Raw genomic sequence first — 25,574 nt, forward strand, 5'->3', positions numbered from 1 at the left:
AGACAGTACGTGGGTACGGCAAGGCGGCGCAACGCCGCCATGGGGATTTTTTCACAACCTCGTAGGGTGGGCGGCTGTACCTGAGCGCATGCCTCGCCCTAGCCTGGATGCCGCCCACGCGTTCAACCACACCATGAAACTTCGCGACAAATCATCGGCTGGTTGAACGCGTGGGCGGCGCAAATGTCGCTGGTTCGCAAAATGAAGAGGTGGAGCTGCCCACCCTACAGGTCTGAGGATTCTTTCTCGGAACAGACTAGTCTCTCGCCCACTCCAGCGCCTGCGTATACGCCGGGCTGTCCGAAATCGTGTTGTGGCCCGCCCCTGCAACAACCGTATGCGTCGCCACGCCCGCGGCGAACTGCGCCAGCAGGCGCGCCGTACTGTGTGCCGGAATGACTTCGTCGTGTTCGGCCGCGACGATCAGGGTCGGCGTCGTGACCTGCGGCGCGTAGCGCACGGAGTTGTAGCGATCGCGCAGCAGCAGGCGCACCGGGAAATACGGGAACTGGCCGGCGGCGAGCGAGGCCAGGCTGTCGTAGGGCGTGACCAGCACCAGCTTGTGCAACTGGCGCCGGCTTGCCACCTGCACGGCGATGCCGGTGCCCAGGCTGCGCCCGACCAGGACGATCTCTGTATGGGCAGCGGCGACGCGGTCGAACAGCAACAAGGCGTCGGCCACCAGCGCGGCTTCGGTCGGCTTGCCGCTGCTGCCTGTATAGCCGCGGTAGTGCAGCAGGTAAAGGGCGTGGTCGGGAAAGGCGGCGTCGAGTTGGGGCAGGCTGAAACTGACATCTTCGGCGTTGCCGCCGAGGTAGATGACGGCCTTGCTGCCGGTACGGGGACGTTCGGAGACTTTTACCAGGGCGCCGGGGACGGTCAGCGTTGTTATCTTCGGGGCCTGGATGGCGGCTTGCGACGGCGGGAAGTAGATGAGGGAGCGTTGCAGGAGGAACAAGGCGAGGCAGGCGGCGGCGTAGGCGCCCAAGGCCAGCAGCAGGAAGATGCTCAATGTTTTCTGCATTTGTGGCCCGGTCCTACGATCCTCAGCGTCAGCCTGCGCGGACCTTGGTCAGCAGCTTGGTCGTCGAGCGGTCGTGCTCGAAGTCGATGGCGACGGCCTGGCCGCCGTAGGCGAGTACCGCCTGCCCTTCGGGGATCGCGCTCATCTCGTAGTCGCCGCCTTTGGCATAGATCTCGGGCCGCGCTTCGAGCACCGTTTCCAGCGCCGTGTCTTCGTCGAAGTCGACCACCAGGCTGACCGATTCGAGCGCCGCCAGCACGGCCATGCGGTCGGCCAGCGTGTTCAGGGGCCGGTCGTCGCCCTTGCCCAGGCGTTTTACGGAAGCGTCGGTGTTTGCTGCCACCACCAGCGAGGCGCCGAGTTCACGCGCCTGCGCCAGGTAAGTCACGTGGCCGCGGTGCAGGATGTCGAATACGCCGTTGGTCAGCACGACGGGTTTCGGGAGGGTGGCGACGCGCGCGCGGAGCTCGGCGCGTGAGCAGATCTTGGATTCGAAATTCGGCATGGGATTCATTTACTTTTCAGGGTCTTGCGGTTCTTCTTCCAGCATCATCGACAGCGGCGTAGGTGTGCCCGCGCCAGCGCCCTCGCCCGCTTCGCGCCGTTCGCCCGACAGCTTGATCTGCAGGCGCAGGCCGTTGGCCGAGTCGGCATTGCGGATCGCTTCGTCATAGCTGATGTGGCCGTTGTTGTAGAGCTCGTACAGCGCCTGGTCGAAGGTGCACATGCCCAGTTCGCGCGACTTGTGCATGATCTCCTTGATGCTGTGAAAATTCCCCTTCAGGATCATCTCGCCGATGGTCGGCGTGTTCAGCAGGATTTCGATCGCCGCCTTGCGGCCCTTGCCGTCCTCGGTGCGCACCAGGCGCTGCGAGACGATCGCGCGCAGGTTGGCCGATAAATCCATCAGCAGCTGGTTGCGGCGCTCTTCCGGGAAGAAGTTGATGATCCGGTCCATGGTCTGGTTGGCGTTGTTCGCGTGCAGCGTGCCCAGGCACAGGTGGCCGGTCTCGGCAAAGGCGATCGCGTGTTCCATCGTCTCGGTATCGCGGATCTCTCCGATCAGGATCACGTCCGGCGCCTGGCGCAGCGTGTTCTTCAGGGCGTTGTGCCAGGAATGGGTATCGACGCCGACTTCGCGGTGCGTAACCAGGCAATGCTTGTTCTTGTGGACGTATTCGACCGGATCTTCCACCGTGATGATGTGGCCGGCCGAATTGCTGTTGCGGTAATCGATCATCGCGGCCAGGGTGGTCGACTTGCCCGACCCCGTGCCGCCGACCACCAGCACCAGCCCGCGCTTGGTCATGACGACGTCTTTCAATACCTCGGGCAATTCGAGCTTTTCGAAATTCGGGATTTCCGAGGCAATGGTGCGCACCACCATGCTCACGCTTTGCTGCTGAACGAAGACGTTCACGCGGAAGCGGCAGACGCCAGGGAGCGATATCGCGAAATTGCACTCCATCTGCGCCTCGAACTCGGCGCGCTGGCGCTCGTTCATCAGCGACATGGCCAGCGCGCGCGTGACTTCGCCGCTCAGGCGCTGCTGGCTCATCGGTTTCATCGCGCCCTGGTGCTTCATGCTGGGCGGGAAATCGGCGGAAATGAAGAGATCCGAACCGCCCTGCTGGTGCATCACGGTGAGGAGTTTCTGGATATAAGCCAGGGCTTCGGCCGGGCCGAACGTGGAGGACATACGCACCTTTCTAAGCAGGCGGGAGATTATATTCAGTATCGATCTCACCCGCGGGGCAATTATATCGACTAAGATTCCTGTTAATTTACTTTTCTCGGCTGACCACGCCGGGCATGGCAGCTTTATTATTGCATCTGTGCAATTCGACTGACCATTTTCCTATGACACTCACCGAGCTGAAATACATCGTCGCCGTCGCGCGCGCCAAACATTTCGGGCATGCCGCCGAATCCTGTTTCGTAGCCCAACCCACCCTCTCGGTCGCCATCAAGAAGCTCGAAGACGAGCTCGGCGTGACCCTGTTCGAACGCGGCGGCTCCGAAGTATCGGTCACGCCGGTCGGCGCCCAGATCGTGGCGCAGGCCGAGCGCGTGCTCGAGCAGACCGCCGCCATCAAGGAACTGGCGAAACAGAACAAGGACCCGCTGGCCGGTCCGCTGCGCCTGGGCGTGATCTACACGATCGGGCCGTATCTGCTGCCGCCGCTGGTGAAAAACCTGATCGACAACGTGCCGCAGATGCCGCTCGTGTTGCAGGAAAATTTTACGGTCAAGCTGCTGGAACTGCTGCGCCAGGGCGAACTCGACGCCGCCATCATGGCCCTGCCCCTGCCCGACCACGGCATGATGATGCAAACCCTCTACGACGAACCCTTCGTCGTCGCCACCCCACGCACCCACCCGTGGTCGCGCCGCCGCGAAATCCCGGCCGACGATCTCAAAGCGGAAACCATGCTGCTGCTGGGCAGCGGCCACTGCTTCCGCGACCAGGTGCTGGAAGTGTGCCCGGAAATGGCGCGCTTCTCGTCGCCGGGCAACGGCATGCAGCGCACCTTCGAGGGCTCGTCGCTGGAGACGATCCGCCACATGGTGGCCAGCGGCATCGGCCTGACGGTCTTGCCGCGCGCCTCGGTGCGCGACATGGACGATCCGCACGGGCTGCTCTCCTTCGTGCCGTTCGCGGCGCCGGCGCCGTCGCGGCGCGTGGTGATCGTCTGGCGCAAGAGTTTTACGCGGCGGGCGGCGATCGAGGCGGTGTGCAATGCGGTGGCGCAGTGCGATTTGCCGGGCGTGGATATGCTGGCGCTCGACAAAGCCGCGTGATTTGTAGGGTGGGCGCCCCCGTACCCACGCGTGAAGCCTGCATCATGTTGGCTTGGTCTTTCCTAAAACGAAGCCAACACCGTGCGACGTTTATGCGTGGGCATGGGGCGCCCACCCTACGAGGTTGTAAAAAAATCGCCATGGCGGCGTTGCGCCGCCTTGCCGTACCCACGTACTGTCTTCGGTGGCGCGCCTTGCCCTGACGATTTTTTCACAACCTCTACCGCACGCGCGTGATCCGGTAAAATCGCTGTCTTGTACACAATAATTCTTGCGCGACAAGAAGCGACTCATGAACAAGCTGGCGCTCTACTTCCGGCTGGTCCGCGCTGACAAGCCGATCGGCATCCTCCTCCTGCTCTGGCCCACCCTGTGGGCGCTGTGGATGGCATCAAGCGGCCGTCCCGATCCGACGATCGTCGTCATCTTCGTGCTCGGCACCGCGCTGATGCGCTCGGCCGGCTGCGCGATCAACGATTACGCCGACCGCGATTTCGACAAGCACGTCAAGCGCACCGTCGACCGCCCGCTCACGTCCGGGCGCATCAAGAGCTGGGAAGCGGTCATGGTGGCCGCGGTGCTGGCGATCGTCTCCTTCCTGCTGATCCTGCCGCTGAACACGCTGACCAAGCAGTTGTCCGTGCTGGCCGTGATCGTGGCCGGCACCTATCCGTATTTCAAGCGCTTCTTTGCGATTCCCCAGGCCTATCTCGGCATCGCCTTCGGCTTCGGCATCCCGATGGCGTTCGCCGCGGTGCAGGACCGGGTGCCGGCCGTGGCCTGGTGGCTGCTGGCGGCGAACGTGTTCTGGGCGGTGGCCTACGACACCGAATACGCAATGGTCGACCGCGACGACGACCTGAAGATCGGCATGCGCACCTCGGCCATCACTTTCGGCCGCTACGACGTCGCCGCCGTCATGCTGTGCTACGGCGTGGCGCTGGCGATCGACCTGGTCTGCGGCTGGCTGCTGGGCCTGCGCTGGTGGTTCGTGGGCGGCGTGGTGGTGGCGGCCGGCATCGCGCTGTATCACTACACCCTGATCCGCGACCGCGACCGGATGCGCTGCTTTGCGGCATTCCGGCACAACAATTGGTTGGGTGCGGCACTATTTGCCGGTGTCGCGTTAGACTATGCATTCGGATAATATTGTCCGAATTGCACGACCTGAATTACTGCTCTATTGCGGTGTAGACGCCGCATCCCACATTCACATGAAGAGGACCACCCCATGATGGAAAAAATCCCGACCCAGACCGGCGCCCGTGACCAGCTGCTGGCCGACCTGAAGACCGTCATCCAGGATGCCGAAGCCTGGCTGCGCCACGGCAGCACGCTGACCGGCGACGAGCTGAAGAACGCGAAGGCCAAGTTCGAAGGCGCCATCGCCGGCGCCAAAGAGGGCCTGGCCAACCTGGAAGTCGTCGAAAAGTCGAAAGCCGCCGCCAAGGCCACGGATACCTACGTCAAGGACAATCCATGGAAGGCGGTCGGTATCGGCGCCGTGGCGGGTGTGCTGCTGGGGATGCTGATCAATCGTCGTTGATTGCGCCAACGTTCGTAGGTGGATTCGTCCACCTACGGTCTAATTTTTCCCAAATTCATCCCCCAACTCGCGCCCACGCGCGGCCGCCGCCTTCATCGCGTTGCCAATCGCCGCCTTGACGCCCGCTGACTCCATGCTGGTAATCGCCGCATGCGTCGTTCCGCCCTTCGAAGTCACGCGCTGGCGTAGGACTTCGAGCGATTCATCCGACTGCGCCGCCAGTTGCGTCGCGCCGGCAAAGGTGGCCAGCGCCAGCTGCTTGCCCTGTTCCGCGCTGAGACCCATCTCGACCGCCGCCGCCTCCATCGCTTCGAGAAAATAAAACACGTAGGCCGGCCCGCTGCCCGACACCGCCGTCACCGGATCGATCAACGCTTCGTCGTCCAGCCACACGGTCTGCCCGACCGCGCGCAGCACGCTGTCGGCCAGCGTGCGCTGCGCGTCGCTGACGCCGGCCAGCGCCACCAGTCCGGTCACGCCCATGCCGATCAGCGCCGGCGTGTTCGGCATCGCGCGCACGATGGCGCCGTAGCCGCCCAGCCAGCGCGACAAATCCGCGCCGCGGATGCCGGCCGCGATCGACAGCACCAGCGGTCCGCTGCCCAGGTGCGGCGCCAGTGCGCCCGCCACGTCGCGCATCTGCTGCGGCTTCACCGCCAGCACGATCGCATCGGCATCCGCTACCGCGGCGTCGATGCTGCCGGACGTCGACGCGCCATATTGCGCAGCCAGCCGTGCGAGCGCCTCCGGATTCGGATCGACCACGTGTACCTGCGTGTCCCCGCCCTCTTTGCCCATCCCGGCGATGAGCGCGGTCGCCATGTTGCCGCCGCCGATAAACGCGATCTTCATATTCATCCTTTAATCGTAATTGCGCAGACCGAAAATCGCGCTGCCGACGCGCACGATGGTCGCGCCTTCGAGAATCGCCGCTTCCATGTCGCCCGACATGCCCATCGACAGCGTGTCGATGTCCAGCCCGTCGGCGCGCAGGCTGTCGGCCAGCGCGCGTAGTTTGGCGAACGCCGCGCGCTGCAGCGCCGGGTCGCTCTGGGCTTCGGGGATCGCCATCAGCCCGCGCAGGCGCAGGTTCGGCAGGCTGGCGACCTGACGCGCCAGCGTCGGCAGTTCGGCCGGCGTGGCGCCGCTCTTGGTGGCCTCGCCGCTGATGTTCACCTGCAGGCAGATGTTCAGGGGACCCATCTCGGGCGGGCGCTGCTCGGACAGGCGCTGGGCGATCTTCACGCGCTCGACCGTGTGCACCCAGGCGAAGCTGGTGGCGATCGGGCGCGTCTTGTTGCTCTGGATCGGGCCGATGAAATGCCACTCGATGTGCGCATCGGGTTGCGCGCGCGCCACGGCGGCAATCTTTTCGACGCCTTCCTGCAGGTAGTTTTCACCAAAGGCGCGCTGGCCGGCGGCGATGGCTTCGAGTACGGCTTCCATCGGGAACGTCTTCGATACGGCAAGCAGCTGGACGCTTGAGGAGGGCCGGTTGGCGGCCTGCGCGGCGGCACTGATTGTCGCTTCGACAGCTTGCAAGTTGGCGGCGATTGTGGACATAATTGTTTTCTATGGGCAATTTTCGGGGCTTGCCGGAGCTGCTCTCCACGGCACAGGGATTATAAATGGACATTTCAGAACTACTCGCCTTCTCGGTAAAGAACAAAGCGTCCGACCTGCACCTCTCGGCCGGCCTGCCGCCGATGATCCGCGTGCATGGCGACGTACGCCGCATCAACCTGCCGCCGCTCGAGCACAAGGACGTGCACGCCATGATCTATGACATCATGAACGACGGCCAGCGCAAGCAGTACGAAGAGATGCTCGAATGCGACTTCTCGTTTGCGATTCCCGGCCTGGCGCGCTTCCGCGTCAACGCATTCAACCAGGAGCGCGGCGCCGCCGCCGTGCTGCGTACGATTCCCTCGAAGATCCTGTCGCTGGAAGAACTCAACGCACCGAAGATCTTCGCCGAACTGGCATTGAAACCGCGCGGCCTGGTGCTGGTGACCGGTCCGACCGGCTCCGGCAAGTCGACCACGCTGGCGGCGATGATCAACCACCTGAACGAAACCGAGTACGGCCATATCCTGACGATCGAAGACCCGATCGAGTTCGTGCACGATTCGAAAAAATGCCTGATCAACCAGCGCGAAGTCGGCCCGCACACGCTCTCCTTCAGTAACTCGCTGCGCTCGGCGCTGCGCGAAGACCCGGACGCGATCCTGGTCGGCGAGCTGCGCGACCTCGAGACCATCCGTCTCGCCTTGTCGGCGGCCGAAACCGGCCACCTGGTGTTCGGCACCCTGCATACCTCGTCGGCGGCGAAGACCATCGACCGTATCGTCGACGTGTTCCCGGCGGAAGAAAAAGAGATGGTGCGCGCGATGCTGTCGGAATCGCTGCAGGCCGTGATTTCGCAGACCCTGCTGAAAACCAAGGACGGTTCCGGCCGCGTGGCCGCGCACGAGATCATGCTCGGCACCCCGGCGATCCGCAACCTGATCCGCGAAGCGAAGATCGCGCAGATGTATTCGTCGATCCAGACCGGCAGCAATGTCGGCATGCAGACGCTCGACCAGAACCTGACGGAGCTGGTGCGCCGCAACGTGATCTCGAGCGCCGCCGCCCGTTCCGCGGCCAAGATCCCCGAAAACTTCCCGGGTTAAGCGACTATGGAACGCGACCAGGCCTCAAAATTCATGTTCGACCTGCTGCGCCTGATGGTCAGCAAGGGCGGCTCCGATCTCTTCATCACCGCCGGCTTCCCGCCCGCGATCAAGATCGACGGCCGCATGACGCCGGTCTCGAGCCAGCCGCTCACCGCCGCCCACACGGCGGACCTGGCGCGCTCGATCATGAACGACAAGCAGACCGCCGGCTTCGAGACCACGCGCGAAGCGAACTTCGCGATCAGCCCCGGCGACCTGGGGCGCTTCCGCGTCTCGGCCTTTGTCCAGATGAGCAGCGTCGGCATGGTGCTGCGGACCATCACGACGCAGATCCCGAAGTTCGAAGACCTCGGTTTGCCCAACGTGCTCAAGGACGTGATCATGTCCAAGCGTGGCCTGGTGATCATGGTCGGCGCCACCGGCTCCGGTAAATCGACGACGCTGGCGGCGATGGTCGGCTACCGCAACGAACATAGTTACGGCCACATCATCACGATCGAGGACCCGGTCGAATTCGTCCACCCGCACCGCAATTGCGTGATCACCCAGCGCGAAGTGGGCGTCGATACCGACAGCTTCGAAGCGGCCCTGAAGAATTCGCTGCGCCAGGCGCCCGACGTGATCCAGATCGGAGAAATCCGCGACCGCGAGACGATGGAACACGCGATCGCCTTTGCCGAAACCGGGCACCTGTGCCTGGCCACGCTGCACGCCAACAGCGCCAACCAGGCGCTCGATCGCATCATCAACTTCTTCCCTGAAGAGCGCCGCCAGCAATTGCTGATGGACCTGTCGCTGAACCTGCGCGGCCTGGTCTCGCAGCGCCTGGTGCCGAAAAAGGAAGACAAGGGCCGCGTGGTGGCGATGGAAATCATGCTCAACTCGCCGCTCATCTCCGACCTCATCTTCAAGGGCGAAGTCCACGAGATCAAGGAGATCATGAAGAAGTCGCGCGAGCTGGGCATGCAGACCTTCGACCAGGCGCTGTTCGATTTGTACGAGCGCGATGCGATTTCGTATGAAGATGCGCTGCGCAATGCGGATTCGGTCAACGACCTGCGCCTGAATATCAAGTTGAACAGCAAGAATGCCAAGGAGCGCGATTTTTCGAGCGGGACCGAGCATCTGGGGCTGGTGTAAGTCCCGGCACGTGGTCGGACATGGCTACTCCAGCTACAGACCGCCGCGCACCGTAGAGGTTGTGAAAAAATCGTCAGGGCAAGGCGGCGCAACGCTGCCATGGCGATTTTTTCACAACCTCGTAGGGTGGACTCTCGAGTCCACGCGTTACGTGTCGATACGCACTGCACTTTCATTTGCATGGCTGAGGTAGCAGACCGGGGTCGACATCGCCGCTGATCGGCTTGTAATGACGCGTGGGCACGAGTGCCCACCCTACGGTACGCCGCTGCTAAAGGGGTGAATCAAGCCATGCGCGGCGCCGTCTGCGGCGCACCCTGCGGCAAATGCCGGTTGATCCACGCCGTCGTATCGGCCATCACCTCGTCCTTGCCGTAGTCGTTGAGCAGGTCGTGGTAATGCCCCTCGTAGAGCTTGAGCGTCTTGTCCTGCGAGCCGACGGTGTCGTAGAAGAACTGGCTCCCCGCCGGCACCGTCGCCTTGTCGACCGTGCCGTGCATGATGAACACCGGCAGCGTAATCAGCGGGAATTCCTTTTCCAGGCGCTCGTCGGCGCGCACCAGGGCGGCGACGGTTTTCGCCGGCTGCACTTCGCTGGCGATCAGCGGGTCGCTGTTCAGGCTGTCGACCGCTTCCGGGTCGCGCGAAAAATCCTCGTTCCTGAGTTTTAATACCCGCAGGTGCGGCGCGACGTGGCTCAGTCCCTTGATGAGCGCCAGGGCGATGTCCGGCGCCGGCACCTTGAAGGCGAAGCTCTCGCAGATGAGGCCATCGATGTCCGCCTGGTGCTCCAGCGTGTAGACACAGGAGACGACGCCGCCGGCGCTATGCCCGAGCAGGAATACCGGCAAGTCCGGCTCGCGCGATTTGGCCAGGGTGACCAGGGTGTGCAGGTCGCTGACGTAGTCTTCGATATGGTCGACGTAGAAGCGCTCACCGCTGGATTTGCCGCGTCCGCGCAGATCCAGCGCATACACCGAAAAGCCGTTGGCGGTCAGTTGCCCGGCGGTCCAGCCATACTGGCCGCTGTGCGAATTGACGCCGTGGCAGATGACGACCAGCGCGCGCGGCCGCTCGATTGGATGCCAGCTGCGGATGAATATCTCGTTGCCGTCCTTGCCGATGACGGTTTCCTCGTTCGGAAGCATGTCCATGATGACCCCCACTGGTAAGGCGCAGCCATCGGGAGCGACGACCGGCACCGTTCGAGCTTAGGCTGTTTTTGACCCGCCTCGCCGATGCCGGGAATATCGTTTGATGTAAAACAAAGAGACTTCATCGAATCGATACTTGCGGTTTTGGTATCATTCCGGCATGAACGTTTTCGACTTCCATGCCACCGCCCTCGACGGCGCCTCCATCGACCTGGCGCGCTACCGCGGCAAGGTGCTCCTGATCGTCAACACCGCCAGCGGCTGCGGCTTCACGCCCCAGTACGCGGGGTTGGAAGCGCTGTACCGCCGGTTCCGCGACCGCGGCGTCGAGGTGCTTGGTTTTCCCTGCAACCAGTTCCGCGGCCAGGAGCCCGGGACCGAAGCCGAGATCGGCGCCTTTTGCGAAAAGAACTTCGGCGTCACTTTTCCAATGTTCGCGAAGATCGAGGTCAACGGCGCCGGCGCGCATCCTTTGTACCGCCACCTCAAAAGCGAAGCGCCGGGCCTGCTCGGCACGCGCGCCATCAAGTGGAACTTCACCAAATTCCTGGTCGGGCGCGATGGCCGCGTGGTGAAACGCTACGCGCCGCGCACGGAGCCGGAAGCGATCATCGCCGATATCGAAGGGTTGCTGCCGCGCTGAGGCGTCCATGAAAAAAGCCCGCGCGGACGCGGGCTGTTGCGGGGTGTTGCGAGAATTACTTGGTCTGGGCGGTGGTCGAGCCGTGCGCGTTATGCGTCCCGGCGTGTTCACCGGCCTGCACTTCAACGGGCGCCTTGACGTCGGCTTTCACTGCGCTCTTGCCGTCCTTGGCATCGGTCTTGGTTTTGGCCTTGGTGTCCTTGGCGGCGGCTTTGGCAGCCTTGGTGTCGGCCTTGGTCGCTTCGCGCACGACCTTGCCGTCGGTTTTCGCGCCGGCCTTCAGGTCCTTGTTCTCCACCAGGACGCCGGTCTTCGCGTCGGTCGCTTGCGTGGTCGAGGCGGCCGGGGTAGCTGGGGTTTGTGCGAAGGCAGCGGTAGCGAACAGGCCGGCGATCAGGGTGGCGGTGATTTTTTTCATGGTGCAGCTCCTTGGGTTAGGTCTGGAAAATGTTCGGTTGCTCTTTGTCTGTCAGTGCACGTCCTGCATGTCACTGGTCTATCAACGCGAGCCGGTAAAGCGCTGTTGACAGGATTAACACTCCCTTACATTCGTGGCATTTGCTTACAAGTGCGGCAATGCCTGTTTCAGGCAACGCGCACGGAAGTGATATTCTGGCAATCCTACCGTTCGATCCATGACCATGTCGCGCTCATCGCTTGCCTCCGCCCTCTTCCTGTTGTTTGCCGCCTTGTCCCAGGGCGCCTTTGCCGCGCGCGTACTCGACGAGGGCAGCATCGACATCGATGGCGAGCGCCGCCGCTACTACCATTTGCACGATGAAGCCGCCACGGCGGACAGCCCGGTGATCGTCCTCATCGACGGCTCGGGCTGCGGCAAGTTCGGCCCACGCCTGCCCGGCTTCTTCGACGGGTATGCCGGCAGCCTGCACGTGTACTTCCTCGAAAAGCCGCACGTTGCGCCCGATGCGGGCGCCCAGCCGCAGCACTGCTCGGCCGCATTCGAGCGCGCCGACCGCCGCGAACGGCGCGTGGCCGACATCGTCCAGTTCATCGACCGGGAACCGCGGCTGAAAGCTGCCGGCGCGCGCTCGCTTGGCTTGCTCGGCTTTTCCGAGGGCGGCGCGGTGGCCCCGCAAGTGGCAGCGCAATCCCGCAAGATTGGACGGCTGGCCGTGATCGGCGCCGGCGGCATGCGGCAGAGCGAGGAGTTCCTGCTGTTCGCCGCGCGCGGCGTGCAGCCGTATGCGCAGCTGGCGGCGAACCAGGCGCTGGCTGCCGCCTTTGCCGACATCGGGGCGCATCCGGCGGCGCTCGACAAACACTTCTTCGGGCACCCGTATGCCTACTGGAGTTCGCATCTGTTCCAGGACCCGCTCGCCACCTACGCCCAGCTGGAGATCCCGATCGTGGCGGCGATGGGAGAGCAGGACGAGAGCGTGCCGATCGAATCGGGGCGCCGCCTGCAGGCGTATTTTGCGGCGCGTCCGCGGGCCGACTTCCGGTTTTTCGAATTCCCCGGCGCGAACCACGGCCTGGCGGCCCCGGATAAACCGTCTCTGAAACCCTTTATTGCGCGCCTGGTCCGCTGGTTCAAGGGCGAGCCGGATGCCTTTGCCGGCCTGGCGCCGCGCCAGCCATGAACCTGCACCGCCTCGACCTGGTCTCGCTCTCGCTGTTCGCCCTGGTGGTGCGCACCGGCAGCATCAGCAAAGGGGCGGCATTGGCCAATCTCGCGGTCGGCGCCGCCAGCCGGCGCATCTCGGACCTGGAAACCATGACCGGCACGGTGCTGCTAGCGCGCCATTCGCGCGGGGTCAGCCTGACCGTGGCCGGCGAGGCGCTGCATCGCCACGCGCAGCGGATATTGAGCGACGTCGACCTGCTCGCGGCCGACCTGTCGGATTACGCCTCCGGCCTGGTCGGCGTGGTGCGCCTGTGGGCGAATACCTCGGCCGTCACCCAGTTCCTGCCGCACGACCTGGCCGCCTTCAGCGCCGCCAACCCCGGCATCCGCATCGAGCTCGAAGAAGGCGACAGCCGCGAAATCGTGGTGGCGGTCCTCGACGGCCGCGCCGACCTGGGCATCTTTGCCGACCGCACGCCGGCGCACGGCCTCGACCTGGTGCATTACCGCGATGACCGCCTGAGCCTGGTCGTGCCGCGCGCGCACGCCTTGTCGAGCAAGCGCAGCCTCTCCTTCAAGGAGGTGCTCGACTACGATTTTGTGAGCCTCGCCGCCGGCACCTCGCTGGCGCAGCGGCTGCAGGCCGAGACCGAGGCGCTGGGACGCAACCTCAAACTGCGCATCCGCGTGCGCAGCTTCGACGCCATGTGCAAGATGGTGGCAGCCGGCATGGGCATCGCCGTGCTGCCGTCCGGCGCGGTGCAGGAACTGGTGCGCTCCCTCGGCCTGCGCCAGATCGCCCTCAACGATGCCTGGGCCGAGCGCAGCCTGCTGATCGGCTTGCGCGACGCCCGGGCCGTGTCGCGCCATGTGCGCTCCCTGCTGGAACACCTGGAGCGTCCGCCGGCCGGGCAGTTGTAGGGTGGGCATGCCCACCGTACGCCAGCTTTCGCGTTTTGCGAAAGCTGGCTTCTCCCCTTGTCGCTTCTATCATCCACGGCGGCGGATCACAATACCTCGACGAAGTAACCAATCGACTCGAGGTCCATCGTGAATACAGGTCAACATATCCCCGAAGGCGCGCTGCGCGGCGTGCGCGTCATCGAAATGGGGCAACTCATCGCCGGGCCGTTTGCCGGCAAGACGCTCGGCGAATTCGGCGCCGACGTCATCAAGATCGAGGCGCCCGGCAGCGGCGACCCGTTGCGCAACTGGCGCATGATCAAGGAAGGCACCTCGGTCTGGTGGCAGGTCCAGTCGCGCAACAAGCGTTCGATCGCGCTCGACCTGCGCAGTCCCGAGGGCCAGGACATCGCGCGCAAGCTGATCGCCGAAGCCGATGTGCTGATCGAGAATTTCCGCCCCGGCACCCTGGAAGCCTGGGGCATGGGATATGAAGCGCTCTCCGCCATCAATCCCGGCCTGGTCATGCTGCGCATCTCGGGCTATGGCCAGACCGGTCCTTACCGCGACCTGCCCGGCTTCGGCGCCATCGGCGAAGCGATGGGCGGCCTGCGCCACCTGACGGGCGAGCCGGACCGGGTGCCGGTGCGCTGCGGCGTCTCGATCGGCGACACCCTGGCCGCCCTGCACGGCACCATCGGCATCCTCACTGCGCTGTACCACCGCAAGGTCAACGGCGGCAAGGGACAAGTCATCGACGTCGCACTGCACGAAGCCGTCTTCAACGTCATGGAAAGCCTGATCCCCGAATACAGCGCCTTTGGCGCCGTGCGCGAAGCCGCCGGCAGCGCCTTGCCGGGGATCGCGCCCTCGAACGCTTACCGCTGCAATGACGGTTACGTGCTCATCGCCGGCAATGGCGACAGCATTTTCAAGCGCCTGATGGCCGTGATCGGGCGCGACGACCTGGCGTCCGATCCAGCCCTGGCCAACAACGCCGGCCGCGCCGCGCGCGCCGCCGAACTCGACGCCGCCATCGGCGTCTGGACCGCTACCCGGGCGTCCGCCGAGGTGCTCGAGATCCTGGGCGCGGCACGGGTCCCGGCCGGCAAGGTCTATACCGCGAAGGACATCGCCGAAGACCCGCACTACCGCGCGCGCGACATGATCCTGTCGCAGGCCACGCGCGACGGCTATGACATCGAAGTGCCGGGCGTGGTGCCCAAGCTGATGGGCACGCCGGGCAGCGTGCGCTCGTCGGCGCCGGGACTGGGCGACGACACCGACGGCGTCCTGCGCGAACTCGGCTTGAGCGACGACGACGTCGCTGCCCTGCGCAGCAAGGGAGTGGTGGCATGAACGCCTGGGAAGGCGGCGGCCGCCGCATCTACATGCAGGAAGTGGGCACGCGCGACGGCTTGCAGGCCGAATCCGCGTTCGTCCCGACCAGCGACAAAATCGCCCTGGTCGACAGCCTGTCGCGCGCCGGCATGGCCAGGATCGAGGTGACGGCATTCGTCTCGCCGAAAGCGATTCCGGCCCTGGCCGATGCGCAGGACGTCATGCGCGGGATCGAACGCGTTCCCGGGGTGGTCTACAGCGCCCTGGTGCCGAACGTGCGCGGCGCCGAGCGCGCCATCGAGAGCGGGGTCGATGAACTCAACCTGGTGATGTCGGCCAGCGAGAGCCACAACCTGTCGAACCTGCGCATGACGCGCGAGCAGTCGTTCGTCGCCCTGTGCGAGGTGGCGGCACTGGCCCGGCAGGCGGTGCGCTCTGTGAACATCTCGCTGTCCTGCTCCTTCGGCTGCCCGATGGAAGGCGACGTGGCACAAGAGACGGTGCTGGCCTGGTGCGCGCGCTTCGTCGATGAAACCGGCGCCGGCGGGATCACCCTGTGCGACACCACCGGCATGGCGTATCCGACCCAGGTGGCGGCGCTGACGCGGCGTTTTCGTGACGCCTGGCCGGACATAGAGTTAAGCCTGCACTTCCACAATACCCGCGGCATGGGCTTGGCGAACGTGCTGGCCGGGATCGACGCCGGCGCCGACCGTTTCGACGCCTCGCTCGGCGGCATCGGCGGCTGCCCTTATGCGCCGGGCGCGTCGGGCAATGTCTGTACCGAGGAAGTCGTGCATGCGCTCGGGCTGATGGGGTACGACACCGGCGTCGACCTGGAGCGGCTGCTGGCTGCCTCGAAGCGGTTGCCGGAGTTGATCGGCCACGAGACGCCGAGCCAGATCGTCAAGGCCGGGCGCCGCCTCGACCTGCACCGGCCACCCAGGGATTTCGAGGCGATCCGGGAGCGCGCCCATGCAAGATAAAACAACAACCATCGTTCGCGATGCACAAGGAGACACCATGAAGTCGATTCAATTTCTGACATTGCATACCTGCGCGCTGGCCCTCGCCACGGCCTTCGCGGCCAGCGGCGCGCAGGCGCAGGACTACCCGACGCAAACGGTGACGCTGCTGGTATCGGCGGCGCCCGGCGGCACCACCGACCTGGCCGCGCGCATGATTTCCGATCCACTGTCGAAGGCGCTGGGCAAGGCGGTCGTGGTCGACAACCGGCCCGGCGGCGCCGGCGTGATCGCGGCGGCGGCGGTCAAGCGGGCAAAGCCGGATGGTCATACCCTGCTCGTGCAGTACTCCGGCTTCCACGTGATCACCCCGCACGTCATGAAGGCGCCGTTCGACCCGGTCAAGGACTTCGCGCCGGTCGCGAATCTTATCGTCGCACCCCAGGTGATGGTCGTGCGTCCCGGCCTGCCGATCAAGACCTTGCCCGAACTGGTCGCCTACGCCAAGGCGCAGCCGGGGAAACTCAGCTACGCATCGTCGGGCAACGGCTCGCTGCAGCACGTGACGGGCGAGATGCTCAACGGGATCGCCGGCATCAAGCTCACCCACGTGCCCTACAAGGGAACCGGTCCGGCCGTGACCGATATGCTGGCCGGCACGGTTGACCTCACCTTTACCACGGCGCCGCCGCTGCTCGGCCACATCAAGACCGGCAAGCTGCGCCCGCTGGCCGTCACCGGCGACGTCGCCTTGCCGAGCCTGCCGAACGTGCCGACCACCGCGACCATCAAGGGTTTCGACAAGCTCGACGTCAGCTCGTGGTTCGCCGTGTATGCGCCCGCCGGCACGCCCAAGCCGATCGTCGACCGGCTGACCAACGAGATCAGGAAGATCATGCAAACGGCCGAGTTCAAGAGCAAGGCCGAAGCGCAGGGTGCGTATGCGGTGTACATGAATCCGCAGCAGCTGGCGGAGCATACGAACAAGCAACTGCAGTACTGGGGCAAGTTCGTCAAGGATGCGAAGATCACGGCCGAGTGACGCGCCGGCCTGCCGCCGCATTTGTCTACCCGACGTTCAACCCCATCGCCCGCACGATCTCGGCCGCCTGGCGCGGCGAGATGGTCGCACCCGCGAACAGTTTGGCGTTGACCAGCTTGACGCCGCCGAGGTCGGCCTCGCGCAGGTCGGCGCCGTCGAAACGGGTGTCCTTGATGTGGGCGTCGCGCAAACTGCCGCCGGCGAAGACGGCGTCGCGGAAATCGCAGCCGGACAAGTCGGCGTCGGCGAAATCGATGCCAACCAGGGTCAGCTTGCGAAACGACATGCGGCGCAGGTCGGCGCCGATCAGCAGCGAATCCTCGAACGACAGGCCGAGGTAGCTCACTTCCTCGAACGCGGCGCCGGTGAGCTTGCAGCTGCGGAAAGCGGCGGAGGCCAGCTTGGCGCGGCGCCAGCCGGTGTTGTTCAGGTCGGAGGATGCGAAGCCGGCGTCGACCAGGTCGGCCGACTCGAAATCGGCGTGGCCGGCGCGGCAGCGCTGCCAGCGCGTGCGCGACAGGTTGGCGGCGTAGAACGAGGTTTCGAGCAGCACGCAATTGCGAAAGCCGGTGTCCTGCAGGTTCAGGCGCGCGAGGTCGGCGCCGGAAAAATCGCAGTCTTCGAAGACCAGCATCGCGTCCTGCGCCAGCAGTTCTTCGACGCGGCGGCGGTCGAGCGTTTCGCCGCTGATGGTGACGCTGTCCCTTGCCATCAGCGCGTCTCGACCTGCGCCGAACCGTGGATGACGCAGCCGCGGTTGACGTTTTCCAGGAAGCGCAACGCTTCGCCGATCGAGGCCGAGGATGGGACCAGGCGATTCAATCCCGGTTCGCTGGCGATGCGGTCCAGCCCATAGGCCAGCGCACGCGAGACTTCGCGCGCCAGTTTGCCGTCGCTGTTGTACAGGGCGTCGTAGACGCCGACCTCTTCCCACAAGGGGACGAAGCCGGGCGTGGTGGAATCCTCGAAGACGACGACGGGTTCGCGACCTCCTTCGTCGCGCACGAGGCGGAATACGGAACTCATTGGGTGCTCTTTTGGGTGGGTGGGACGGCATGCTAGCACGGGTGCCGGAAGCACGTGGTCTGCGGTGACGGTCGGGTCGGCATGGACACGAAAAACGCGTGGGCTCGAGAGCCCACCCTACGTTACGCTGCGACCGTGACGACGGTCCGCGGCGGTGGTGCACCGTAGGGTGGGCTCTTCGAGCCCACGCGTTTTTCGTGCTCGTGAATACCCGACCGCTACATCACCCCTGCAACGCCCGATCCACCAGCTCGATCCAATGGGTCACCGGCGTCTGTGTCGCCGACTGCAAATGCGTCATGCAGCCAATGTTGGCCGAGACGATTTCCTGCGCCCCGGTCGCGGCCAGGCTGGCCAGTTTGCGGTCGCGCAGCTCGTGGGCGATCTGCGGATGCAGCACCGAATAGGTGCCGGCCGAGCCGCAGCACAGGTGGCTGTCGGCGCACAGCACGACGTCGACGCCGGCCGCGCGCAACACCCCTTCGACCTTGCCGCGGATTTGCTGGCCGTGCTGCAGCGTGCATGGCGGGTGGAAAGCGACGCGTTCCTGGATCTTGCCGCGCAGGCGCGCCGCCAGCTGTTCCTCGAATTGCGGCATGATCTCCGACAGGTCGCGCGTCAGAATCGAGATGCGCCCCGCCTTGGCCGCATAAGCCGGATCGTGCGCCAGCAGGTGGCCGTATTCCTTGACCGTGACGCCGCAGCCCGAGGCCGTCATCACGATCGCCTCGACTTCCTGGCGCTCGACCAGCGGCCACCAGGCGTCGACGTTGCGGCGCATGTCGTCCAGCCCGGCCGCCTGGTCGTTCAGGTGGTAGCGCACGGCGCCGCAGCAGCCGGCCCGTGGCGCCACGATCAGTTGCACGCCGAGCGCATCGAGCACGCGCGCGGTGGCGGCATTGATGTTGGGCGCCATCGCCGGCTGCACGCAGCCGTCGAGCACCAGCATCTTGCGCGCATGCGTGCGCGTCGGCCAGTGGCCGGCGGCGCGTGGACGCTGCACCTTGTCCTGCATCTCTTTCGACAGCAGCGGCCGCAAGGCGGTGCCCACGCCATATGCCGGCTTGAACAGGTTCGCCCTCGGCAGGAATTCCTTGAGCATGGTGCGCTTGACGCGGTCGGCGGCCGGACGCGGCACGCGCTCCTCGACCACGCGGCGGCCGATGTCGACCAGGCGCCCGTATTTCACGCCCGAGGGGCAGGTCGATTCGCAGTTGCGGCAGGTCAGGCAGCGGTCCAGGTGCAGTTGCGTCTTGCGCGTCGGTTCGGCCCCTTCCAGCACCTGCTTGATCAGGTAGATGCGCCCGCGCGGGCCATCGAGTTCGTCGCCCAGCAGTTGATAGGTCGGGCAGGTGGCGGTACAGAAGCCGCAGTGCACGCAGGCGCGCAGGATCGCTTCGGCCTCGTTGCCGTCCGCGGTACCCTTGATGAAGTCGGCCAGGTTGGTTTGCATGCTAGAACAGTCGTCCGGGATTGAAAATGTGGGCAGGATCGAAGGCGGTTTTCAGGCGCTCGTGGATGCGCGCCACGGCTGGCGCCAGCGGCTGGAACACGCCGGCAGCCTTGTCGCCGCCGCGGAACAGGGTCGCGTGGCCACCGATGGCGCCGGCGCTGCGGCGGATGACGGTGGCGTCGCTGATGGGCGCGCGCAGCCAGCGCTGGGCGCCGCCCCACTCCACCAGCTGCTCGCCATCGAGGACGATCGCGCCGGTGGTCGGCGGCACCGACAGCCGCCACAGCGGCAGGTCGCCCTCGAAGTACGCATGGCGCTGTTCGCGCAGGCTGGCCCAGAAGGGCGCACAATCCGGCATCACTTGCCCGCCCAGCGAGCGCATTGCCGCATCCACCGCGGCGCGCGCGCCGGACAAGCGCAAGGCGAGCACACCGCCGTGCCAGCAGCTGGCCGAGATGGGCAAGGGCTGGCCGCCCCAGGTATTGAGCATGCGGATCGCCTCGATTTCACCCGTCTCGAAGACCAGCGTCGTCTCGGCGACCGTGCGCGGCAGGACTTTGACGGACAGCTCGAGCATCAGCCCGAGCGTGCCCAGCGAGCCGGCCAGCAGGCGCGAGACGTCGTAGCCGGCCACGTTCTTCATGACCTGGCCGCCGAAATTCAGTACCTCGCCCTTGCCGTCCATGAGCTTCGCGCCGAGCACGAAATCGCGCACGGCGCCGCTGTTGGCGCGGCGCGGACCCGACAATCCCGCAGCAATCGCGCCGCCCAGGGTCGCGCCATCGCCGAAATGCGGCGGCTCGAAGGCGAGCATCTGGTTTTGCGCAGCGAGAGTCGCCTCGATCTCTGCCAGCGGCGTGCCGCAGCGCGCCGTGATCACCAGTTCGGTCGGCTCGTAGTCGACGATGCCGGCATGGCCGCGCGTATCGAGGATCTCGCCGACGAGCGCCCCGCCATACCAGTCCTTGGTGCCGCCGCCGCGAATGCGCAGCGGCCGTTGCCGGGCTGCCGCCGCGCGTATCTGTTCTTTGAATTGTTCGATCATCGTTAAAAGCGCGGGAGTTCGGGGAACGGCACGGCGCCGCCGTGCACGTGCAGCTTGCCGAATTCGGCGCAGCGGTGCGGGGTCGGGATCGCCTTGTCCGGATTGAGCAGCATCGGCACGTCGAAGGCGCGCTTCACGGCGAAGAAGGCGTCGAGTTCGGCGCGCGCGAATTGCACGCACATCGAATTGATCTTCTCCATGCCCACGCCATGCTCGCCGGTGATGGTGCCGCCCACCTCCACGCACAGCGCCAGGATCGCGGCGCCAAAGGCTTCGGCGCGTTCGAATTCGCCGGGCTGGTTGGCATCGAACAGGATCAGCGGATGCATGTTGCCGTCGCCCGCGTGGAACACGTTGGCGCAGCGCAGCCCGTAGGTGGCTTCCATCGCCTCGATGCTGCTCAGTACATGGGCCAGCTGCTTGCGCGGGATGGTGCCGTCCATGCAGTAGTAATCGGGCGAGATGCGTCCCGCCGCCGGAAAGGCGTTCTTGCGCCCGGACCAGAATTTCGCCCGCTCCGCCTCGTTCTGCGACACCGCGATCGCACTGGCGCCGGCCCCTTGCAGCACTTGCGTCATGCGCTCGATCTCTTCCGCCACTTCGAGCGGCGTGCCGTCCGCCTCGCACAGCAGGATCGCGGCGGCGTCGGTGTCGTAGCCGGCGTGGACAAAAGGCTCGACCATGCGCGCCGAAGTGCGGTCCATCATTTCCAGGCCGGCCGGAATGATGCCGGCCGCGATCACGCTCGCCACCGCGTTACCGCCGGTGACGACGTCATCGAAACTGGCCATGATCACCTGCGCCGCCGCCGGCTTCGGCACCAGCTTTACTGTTACCTCGAGCACGATGCCGAGCATGCCTTCCGAGCCGATGAACACGGCCAGCAGATCCAGGCCCGGCGCGTCCAGCGCTTCGCTGCCCAGTTCGATGATCTCGCCGTCGATGGTGGCGACGCGCACGCGCAGCACGTTGTGCACGGTGAGGCCGTATTTCAGGCAGTGCACGCCGCCCGAGTTCTCGGCCACGTTGCCGCCGATGGTGCAGGCGATCTGCGAAGACGGGTCGGGCGCGTAGTACAGGCCGTACTGCGCCGCCGCTTCCGAGATGGCGAGGTTGCGCACGCCCGGCTGCACGACGGCCGTGCGTGCGTAGTCGTCGACGCGCACGATGCGGTTCAAACGCGCGGTCGAGAGTACGACGCCGTCATGGATCGGCAATGCCCCGCCCGACAGGCCGGTACCGGCGCCGCGCGGCACGATCGGCACCTGCAGTTCGCGGCACACGGCCAGCACCGCCAGCACCTGCTCCTCGTCGGCAGGCAAGGTGACGATCATCGGCAACTGGCGGTAGGCGGCCAGGCCGTCGCATTCGTAGGGGCGGGTGTCTTCCGGGTCGGACAGGACGGCGCCATTCGGGAGCCGGGCACGCAAGGCTGCCGCGACTTGCTGGCGGCGCTCGGGGGAGACGTGGAGAGAGGCGGACATGGCGTCGATTGTAGCCACAATCACATCGATTTGTCGTATCCTCGGGCTATCTTTTTTAGGGTCTGGACATAATCATGGGTAATCGACTTTCCAAAATCGCCACACGCACCGGAGACGACGGCAGCACGGGCCTCGGCGACGGCAGCCGTACCGGCAAGGACAGCGCGCGCATCCACGCGCTGGGCGAAGTCGACGAACTCAATTCCTTCGTCGGCCTGCTGCTGTGCGAGGACATGCCGAGCGACCTGCGCGAAGAACTGGTCTCGATCCAGCACGACCTGTTCGACCTCGGCGGCGAATTGTGCATTCCCGGCTACCAGATGATCAAGGACGAACACGTGGCGCGCCTGGATGGCCTGCTCGAGAAGTACAACGCCGACCTGCCGATCCTGAAGGAATTCATCCTGCCGGCCGGCTCGCGCGCGGCTTCCACCGCGCACGTGTGCCGCACCGTCTGCCGCCGCGCCGAGCGCGCCATCGTCGCCCTGTCGAAACAGGACACCATCAACCCGCAGCCGCGCCAGTACGTGAACCGCCTGTCGGACCTGATGTTCGTGCTGGCGCGCGTGCTGAACCGCTTCGCGGGCGGCAGCGACGTGCTCTGGAACCACGAACGCCAGCGCGGCTGAGGAGCGGTATGGCAGGCAGTACGCCCTTCGACGTCCGTTTCTACACGGCCGGGGTCAAGTGGCCGACCAATCCGTTCCGCTTTCGCGGCCAGGGCCAGCTCGCGATCGAGACCGATTTCGTGTTCGTGCGCGGCACCGTCCAGCGCACCTTCGGCCTGCCGAAGCACGAGGAACACCGGCTGCGCCGCGTCGACATCGTCAATGCCTATGCCAGCGGCCAGGACGTCTGGTTCGACGTGATCGGCGTGAAGGAGACCATCACCGTCGGCTTCAGCGCCGCCGACCGCGAGACGGCGGCCAGCATCGTCGCCCTCCTCCCGGCGCGCCAGACCGAATCGTTCACGCGCGAACACGAGGAGAACGCCGTCTTCCACGACCGCATCGATTACTGGAGTCCGTCGACGCCCGTGATCTGGGGCCTGCTGGCGGCGAACATCGGCATCTTTGCGCTGATGTGGCTCGCCATCAAACACTTCCAGTCCGAGCTGATCGGTCCGCTGCGCCAGCTGTTCGAACGCCAGCCGAATGCCGCGGCGCTGCTGCATGCGCAGCAGCTGGTCGAATGGGGCTCGAACGTTGGCCGCCTGACCCGCGGCGGACAATGGTGGCGCCTGGTCAGTTCGATGTTCCTGCACGGCAGCCTGCTGCACCTGGTGTTCAACATGATCGCGCTGTGGCAAGTCGGACGGCTCACCGAACGCATCTTCGGCAGCACGCGCTTTCTCGCCCTGTATTTCATCGCCGGCGTCTCGGGCAGCATCGCCAGCGTACTGTGGAATCCGCACGTGAACAGCGTCGGCGCATCCGGTGCGATCTTCGGCATCATCGGCGGCCTGCTCGCCTTTCTCAGCCGCGCGAATACCGGGGTGCCGCCGACTGTCGTCACCGAGCTGCGTGCCTCGCTGGTGCCGTTCCTGCTGTTCAGCCTGTGGATGGGCTTCGTGTATCCGCACACGGACAATGCGGCGCACATCGGCGGCCTGGTGGGCGGCTGGCTGGCGGGGCTCCTGCTGGCGCGCTCGATTCATTTGCCGGAACAGGCGCAGGCGAAATAAAAAGGCGCTGTCACCGTTCGCTGTTGATGGGGCCGACGGTCAGACGCAACAATTGATCGGCAGAAGTGACCTTTCCACCATCGAGCGCGCGGCGCCAGCCCAGGTAATTCGGCAGATAACGCGACGCGACCCCATGAAACCGCGCCAGCCACTCACGAAAGCGGCGGTGCCAGGCATTCACGTTCTGCACATGGATGGCGCCCGCGGCCTCGCGGCGGAGGCGTTCGCCGGCGCGCAGGTTGACGGCCTGGTGCGCAATGCCGTGCGCACGCGCGAACGCGCGGTAGGCCGCATGCGCGTCGGTGACCAGCAGCGCTTGCCGGTCGAGGTGGGGCAGCAAGTGACGCTCGAGTTGCGCCTTGCTCAGGGCGCCGCGCCCGGTCACGGCGTCGATGGTCTGGCCGCTGCGGTCGCGCGCCACCAGGATGCAGTCGAGTTCGCGCGAGATGCCGCGCTTTGCCGCCGCGCCACTGCGCTTGCGCGGCGCCCGGTCGAGCTTGCGCGATCCTTTCTGCGACTCGCGTAGAAACATTTCGTCGGCCTCGACGATGCCGTTCAGGCACACCGGCCGGTCGTCCTTGACCCGGTCGAGAAACCGGTGGCGCCATCTGAATGCGGTATTCCGGTGCACCTTCACTTGCTCTGCCGCTGCGCGCACCGGGCGCGACGCGCGCAGCGCATCGAGGTAATCGAGCCATTTGGCGCGCAGGCGCAGCCGTGCCAGCGGCGTGCGGGTGAGGTCGTTGAAGGTGCGCCGGCACCCGCGGCAGCGATAGCGCTGCAGGCCGTTCGCGCAGCCATGGCGGTGCCAGCCGGGGCAGCGGCAATGCGGGCAACGGCGCCCGGGTCCGCGCAATTGTTCGATCAGTGCGAGCAGTTGCTGCAATCCGGCCGCCGGCCGCAAGGCATCGAGCACCCGTAGTCGCTGCGGCTGATTCAGTGTCGGCAATGCCGCGAACCACTTCTTGAACCCTGGCGCTTTCATGGCAGATCCATATCGTTGGCGATACGGGTTCGACCGTGAAACAACTCAGCAGTTCAATCCTCATCCATAGCGAACGGTGACAGCGCCAATAAAAAAGAGCGGGCCAGCCCGCTCTTTTCGCTTTTACATGACGCCGAACGCCCTTACACCTTGGCTGCACGCCTGCGCGTGACGACACCGGCCCCCAGCATGGCGACGCCGAACAAGGCCAGCGTGCCCGGTTCCGGCACCTCGGCCAGCTTGATCTGACCATTGTTGCCGATGAGGATGTACTGTCCGGGCGCGTTGGCATACGTCGTGCCATTGCAGCCCGCGCCGGTAAAGCCTGCATACTCGCACGCCAGTTCGCTGACCAGCGTGGGAGTCGGATTGCCGACCGTGTTCGCATTGGTAAAGGCGAAGGCCATGACCCCCTCCATCGCCAGGTCCTGGCCGTTTTCGCGGAAGAAGTAGCCCTCGGCGAGATCCCCGGCCTCGGCCCGCGCGAGCACGGTCACGCGCCCGTTGCTGATTGGCGAACCGTTCGCATCGACCGTACCGCCGCCGCCGGACATGACGTCGAATTCGGCAATCAGGTTGCCCAGGTTGGCGCCATAGATGCCTGCCGTGGTGCCGTACTGTCCTGCAGTCGGGTTCTGGAACATGCGGACGGTACCGCCGCTGAACGAGAAGGATTCGCCCAAAGTACCGGTTCCGAACGCCTCGAACATGAGCGAGATGTTGCCGCCAGGATAGCTGATTGGGAAAAAGTCCCCGTTGCTGTCTGCCTGTCCAATGTTGAACACGGCGTGTTCCCGGAACGAGAAGCTGTTACCGCCGGTGCTGGTGAGCTCGATGAAGGCATTGCCGTTCACGTCCAGGTATTCGTTGATTTGTTGTCCGGTGGCGAAGCCGCCGCCGGTCGGGTTGAATACCCAGTTGTTCATGACGGTGGCGGCGTTGGCGCCGCCGGCTAGGGACATTACAACAGCGGCAGCGCAAGCTGCTTTCTTCAGAAAGTTCATGGTCGTTATCCTCAACGCGGGGTTGACAAGGGTGAGCACAGCGACTCACCCTCAAGCAACTGCCGTACCAGCG

General features: G+C 65.3%; 27 protein-coding genes. 13 read left to right on the forward strand and 14 right to left on the reverse strand.

Annotated elements, in window-relative coordinates; all coding sequences use genetic code 11:
• Positions 1-256: 256 nt before the first annotated feature.
• Genes AC56LG_RS03980 through AC56LG_RS03990 form a run of 3 tightly spaced genes read right to left on the reverse strand, consistent with a single transcriptional unit; the run spans position 257 to position 2,723 of the window.
• Positions 257-1,024, reverse strand: coding sequence for an alpha/beta hydrolase (locus tag AC56LG_RS03980; protein ID WP_497164827.1), 768 nt, complete (start codon positions 1,022-1,024; stop codon positions 257-259).
• A gap of 28 nt (positions 1,025-1,052) precedes the next feature.
• The gene (locus AC56LG_RS03985) at positions 1,053-1,529 is read right to left on the reverse strand and encodes an adenylyltransferase/cytidyltransferase family protein (RefSeq protein WP_497165017.1); all 477 of its coding nucleotides are present in this window, start codon (positions 1,527-1,529) and stop codon (positions 1,053-1,055) included.
• Between the two features lie 9 nt (positions 1,530-1,538).
• Positions 1,539-2,723 carry a PilT/PilU family type 4a pilus ATPase gene (locus AC56LG_RS03990; protein ID WP_497164828.1) on the reverse strand — a complete coding sequence of 395 codons (1,185 nt, stop codon included), beginning with the start codon at positions 2,721-2,723 and terminating at the stop codon, positions 1,539-1,541.
• 161 nt (positions 2,724-2,884) lie between these two features.
• On the opposite strand from AC56LG_RS03990, the gene AC56LG_RS03995 reads away from it, so the two are divergent.
• The 3 genes from AC56LG_RS03995 (at position 2,885) to AC56LG_RS04005 (ending at position 5,372) form a co-directional block, all read left to right on the forward strand.
• The gene (locus AC56LG_RS03995; protein ID WP_192049951.1) at positions 2,885-3,826 is read left to right on the forward strand and encodes a hydrogen peroxide-inducible genes activator; all 942 of its coding nucleotides are present in this window, start codon (positions 2,885-2,887) and stop codon (positions 3,824-3,826) included.
• A 292-nt stretch (positions 3,827-4,118) separates the two neighbouring features.
• Positions 4,119-4,973 carry a 4-hydroxybenzoate octaprenyltransferase gene (gene ubiA, locus AC56LG_RS04000; protein WP_497164829.1) on the forward strand — a complete coding sequence of 285 codons (855 nt, stop codon included), beginning with the start codon at positions 4,119-4,121 and terminating at the stop codon, positions 4,971-4,973.
• Between the two features lie 84 nt (positions 4,974-5,057).
• Positions 5,058-5,372, forward strand: coding sequence for an ElaB/YgaM/YqjD family protein (locus tag AC56LG_RS04005; RefSeq protein ID WP_192049955.1), 315 nt, complete (start codon positions 5,058-5,060; stop codon positions 5,370-5,372).
• Positions 5,373-5,411: 39 nt separating this feature from the next.
• Here AC56LG_RS04005 and proC read toward each other — a convergent pair whose 3' ends face one another.
• Positions 5,412-6,224 (reverse strand): pyrroline-5-carboxylate reductase, encoded by an 813-nt coding sequence (gene proC, locus AC56LG_RS04010; protein ID WP_497165018.1) that lies wholly within the window; start codon positions 6,222-6,224, stop codon positions 5,412-5,414.
• Positions 6,225-6,233: 9 nt separating this feature from the next.
• Positions 6,234-6,935 (reverse strand): YggS family pyridoxal phosphate-dependent enzyme, encoded by a 702-nt coding sequence (locus AC56LG_RS04015; RefSeq protein WP_497164830.1) that lies wholly within the window; start codon positions 6,933-6,935, stop codon positions 6,234-6,236.
• A 65-nt stretch (positions 6,936-7,000) separates the two neighbouring features.
• Between AC56LG_RS04015 and AC56LG_RS04020 the strand changes: the two genes are divergently transcribed.
• A complete protein-coding gene (locus AC56LG_RS04020) occupies positions 7,001-8,044 on the forward strand; it encodes a type IV pilus twitching motility protein PilT (protein WP_497164831.1) in 1,044 nt (347 codons plus the stop codon).
• A gap of 6 nt (positions 8,045-8,050) precedes the next feature.
• Positions 8,051-9,187 (forward strand): PilT/PilU family type 4a pilus ATPase, encoded by a 1,137-nt coding sequence (locus AC56LG_RS04025; RefSeq protein WP_497164832.1) that lies wholly within the window; start codon positions 8,051-8,053, stop codon positions 9,185-9,187.
• 284 nt (positions 9,188-9,471) lie between these two features.
• Here the strand turns inward: AC56LG_RS04025 and AC56LG_RS04030 are convergent, their stop codons facing one another.
• A complete protein-coding gene (locus AC56LG_RS04030) occupies positions 9,472-10,341 on the reverse strand; it encodes an alpha/beta hydrolase (RefSeq protein WP_497164833.1) in 870 nt (289 codons plus the stop codon).
• A 160-nt stretch (positions 10,342-10,501) separates the two neighbouring features.
• Here AC56LG_RS04030 and AC56LG_RS04035 point away from each other — a divergent pair, with 160 nt between their 5' ends.
• Positions 10,502-10,984, forward strand: coding sequence for a glutathione peroxidase (locus tag AC56LG_RS04035; RefSeq protein ID WP_497164834.1), 483 nt, complete (start codon positions 10,502-10,504; stop codon positions 10,982-10,984).
• Between the two features lie 55 nt (positions 10,985-11,039).
• On the opposite strand, the gene AC56LG_RS04040 is transcribed toward AC56LG_RS04035, so the two are convergent.
• Positions 11,040-11,402, reverse strand: a complete 363-nt coding sequence (locus tag AC56LG_RS04040) for a hypothetical protein (RefSeq protein WP_497164835.1) — start codon at positions 11,400-11,402, stop codon at positions 11,040-11,042.
• A gap of 223 nt (positions 11,403-11,625) precedes the next feature.
• On the opposite strand from AC56LG_RS04040, the gene AC56LG_RS04045 reads away from it, so the two are divergent.
• The 5 genes from AC56LG_RS04045 (at position 11,626) to AC56LG_RS04065 (ending at position 16,820) form a co-directional block, all read left to right on the forward strand.
• Complete coding sequence (locus tag AC56LG_RS04045; RefSeq protein WP_497164836.1) at positions 11,626-12,585, forward strand: alpha/beta fold hydrolase; 960 nt, start codon at positions 11,626-11,628, stop codon at positions 12,583-12,585.
• On the forward strand, positions 12,582-13,490 hold the full coding sequence (locus tag AC56LG_RS04050; protein WP_497164837.1) for a LysR substrate-binding domain-containing protein: 909 nt from the start codon (positions 12,582-12,584) through the stop codon (positions 13,488-13,490). Before AC56LG_RS04045 ends, AC56LG_RS04050 begins: the two co-directional genes overlap by 4 nt.
• Positions 13,491-13,619: 129 nt before the next feature.
• On the forward strand, positions 13,620-14,831 hold the full coding sequence (locus AC56LG_RS04055; RefSeq protein ID WP_497164838.1) for a CaiB/BaiF CoA transferase family protein: 1,212 nt from the start codon (positions 13,620-13,622) through the stop codon (positions 14,829-14,831).
• On the forward strand, positions 14,828-15,799 hold the full coding sequence (locus AC56LG_RS04060) for a hydroxymethylglutaryl-CoA lyase (RefSeq protein WP_497164839.1): 972 nt from the start codon (positions 14,828-14,830) through the stop codon (positions 15,797-15,799). Before AC56LG_RS04055 ends, AC56LG_RS04060 begins: the two co-directional genes overlap by 4 nt.
• A 37-nt stretch (positions 15,800-15,836) precedes the next feature.
• On the forward strand, positions 15,837-16,820 hold the full coding sequence (locus AC56LG_RS04065) for a Bug family tripartite tricarboxylate transporter substrate binding protein (RefSeq protein WP_497164840.1): 984 nt from the start codon (positions 15,837-15,839) through the stop codon (positions 16,818-16,820).
• Positions 16,821-16,845: 25 nt separating this feature from the next.
• On the opposite strand, the gene AC56LG_RS04070 is transcribed toward AC56LG_RS04065, so the two are convergent.
• The 5 genes from AC56LG_RS04070 to AC56LG_RS04090 form a co-directional block, all read right to left on the reverse strand.
• Positions 16,846-17,532, reverse strand: a complete 687-nt coding sequence (locus AC56LG_RS04070) for a pentapeptide repeat-containing protein (protein WP_497164841.1) — start codon at positions 17,530-17,532, stop codon at positions 16,846-16,848.
• Positions 17,532-17,846, reverse strand: a complete 315-nt coding sequence (locus AC56LG_RS04075) for a hypothetical protein (RefSeq protein ID WP_497164842.1) — start codon at positions 17,844-17,846, stop codon at positions 17,532-17,534. Before AC56LG_RS04075 ends, AC56LG_RS04070 begins: the two co-directional genes overlap by 1 nt.
• Positions 17,847-18,069: 223 nt before the next feature.
• Complete coding sequence (gene glcF, locus AC56LG_RS04080; protein ID WP_497164843.1) at positions 18,070-19,299, reverse strand: glycolate oxidase subunit GlcF; 1,230 nt, start codon at positions 19,297-19,299, stop codon at positions 18,070-18,072.
• A 1-nt stretch (position 19,300) separates the two neighbouring features.
• Positions 19,301-20,344, reverse strand: coding sequence for a glycolate oxidase subunit GlcE (glcE, locus tag AC56LG_RS04085; RefSeq protein WP_497164844.1), 1,044 nt, complete (start codon positions 20,342-20,344; stop codon positions 19,301-19,303).
• Positions 20,345-20,346: 2 nt separating this feature from the next.
• Entirely contained in the window at positions 20,347-21,828 is a 1,482-nt protein-coding gene (locus AC56LG_RS04090; RefSeq protein ID WP_497164845.1) for an FAD-linked oxidase C-terminal domain-containing protein, read from the reverse strand.
• A 74-nt stretch (positions 21,829-21,902) separates the two neighbouring features.
• Here AC56LG_RS04090 and AC56LG_RS04095 point away from each other — a divergent pair, with 74 nt between their 5' ends.
• Both AC56LG_RS04095 and AC56LG_RS04100 read left to right on the forward strand, forming a co-directional pair.
• A complete protein-coding gene (locus AC56LG_RS04095; protein ID WP_497164846.1) occupies positions 21,903-22,457 on the forward strand; it encodes a cob(I)yrinic acid a,c-diamide adenosyltransferase in 555 nt (184 codons plus the stop codon).
• Positions 22,458-22,465: 8 nt separating this feature from the next.
• Positions 22,466-23,512 carry a rhomboid family intramembrane serine protease gene (locus tag AC56LG_RS04100; protein ID WP_497164847.1) on the forward strand — a complete coding sequence of 349 codons (1,047 nt, stop codon included), beginning with the start codon at positions 22,466-22,468 and terminating at the stop codon, positions 23,510-23,512.
• Positions 23,513-23,522: 10 nt separating this feature from the next.
• Here the strand turns inward: AC56LG_RS04100 and AC56LG_RS04105 are convergent, their stop codons facing one another.
• Both AC56LG_RS04105 and pepA read right to left on the reverse strand, forming a co-directional pair.
• The gene (locus tag AC56LG_RS04105) at positions 23,523-24,497 is read right to left on the reverse strand and encodes an IS1595 family transposase (protein WP_497164848.1); all 975 of its coding nucleotides are present in this window, start codon (positions 24,495-24,497) and stop codon (positions 23,523-23,525) included.
• Positions 24,498-24,640: 143 nt separating this feature from the next.
• A complete protein-coding gene (gene pepA, locus AC56LG_RS04110) occupies positions 24,641-25,540 on the reverse strand; it encodes a flocculation-associated PEP-CTERM protein PepA (protein ID WP_497164849.1) in 900 nt (299 codons plus the stop codon).
• Positions 25,541-25,574 lie beyond the last annotated feature (34 nt).

This window comes from Telluria sp. ZB2R32, from assembly GCF_059685715.1.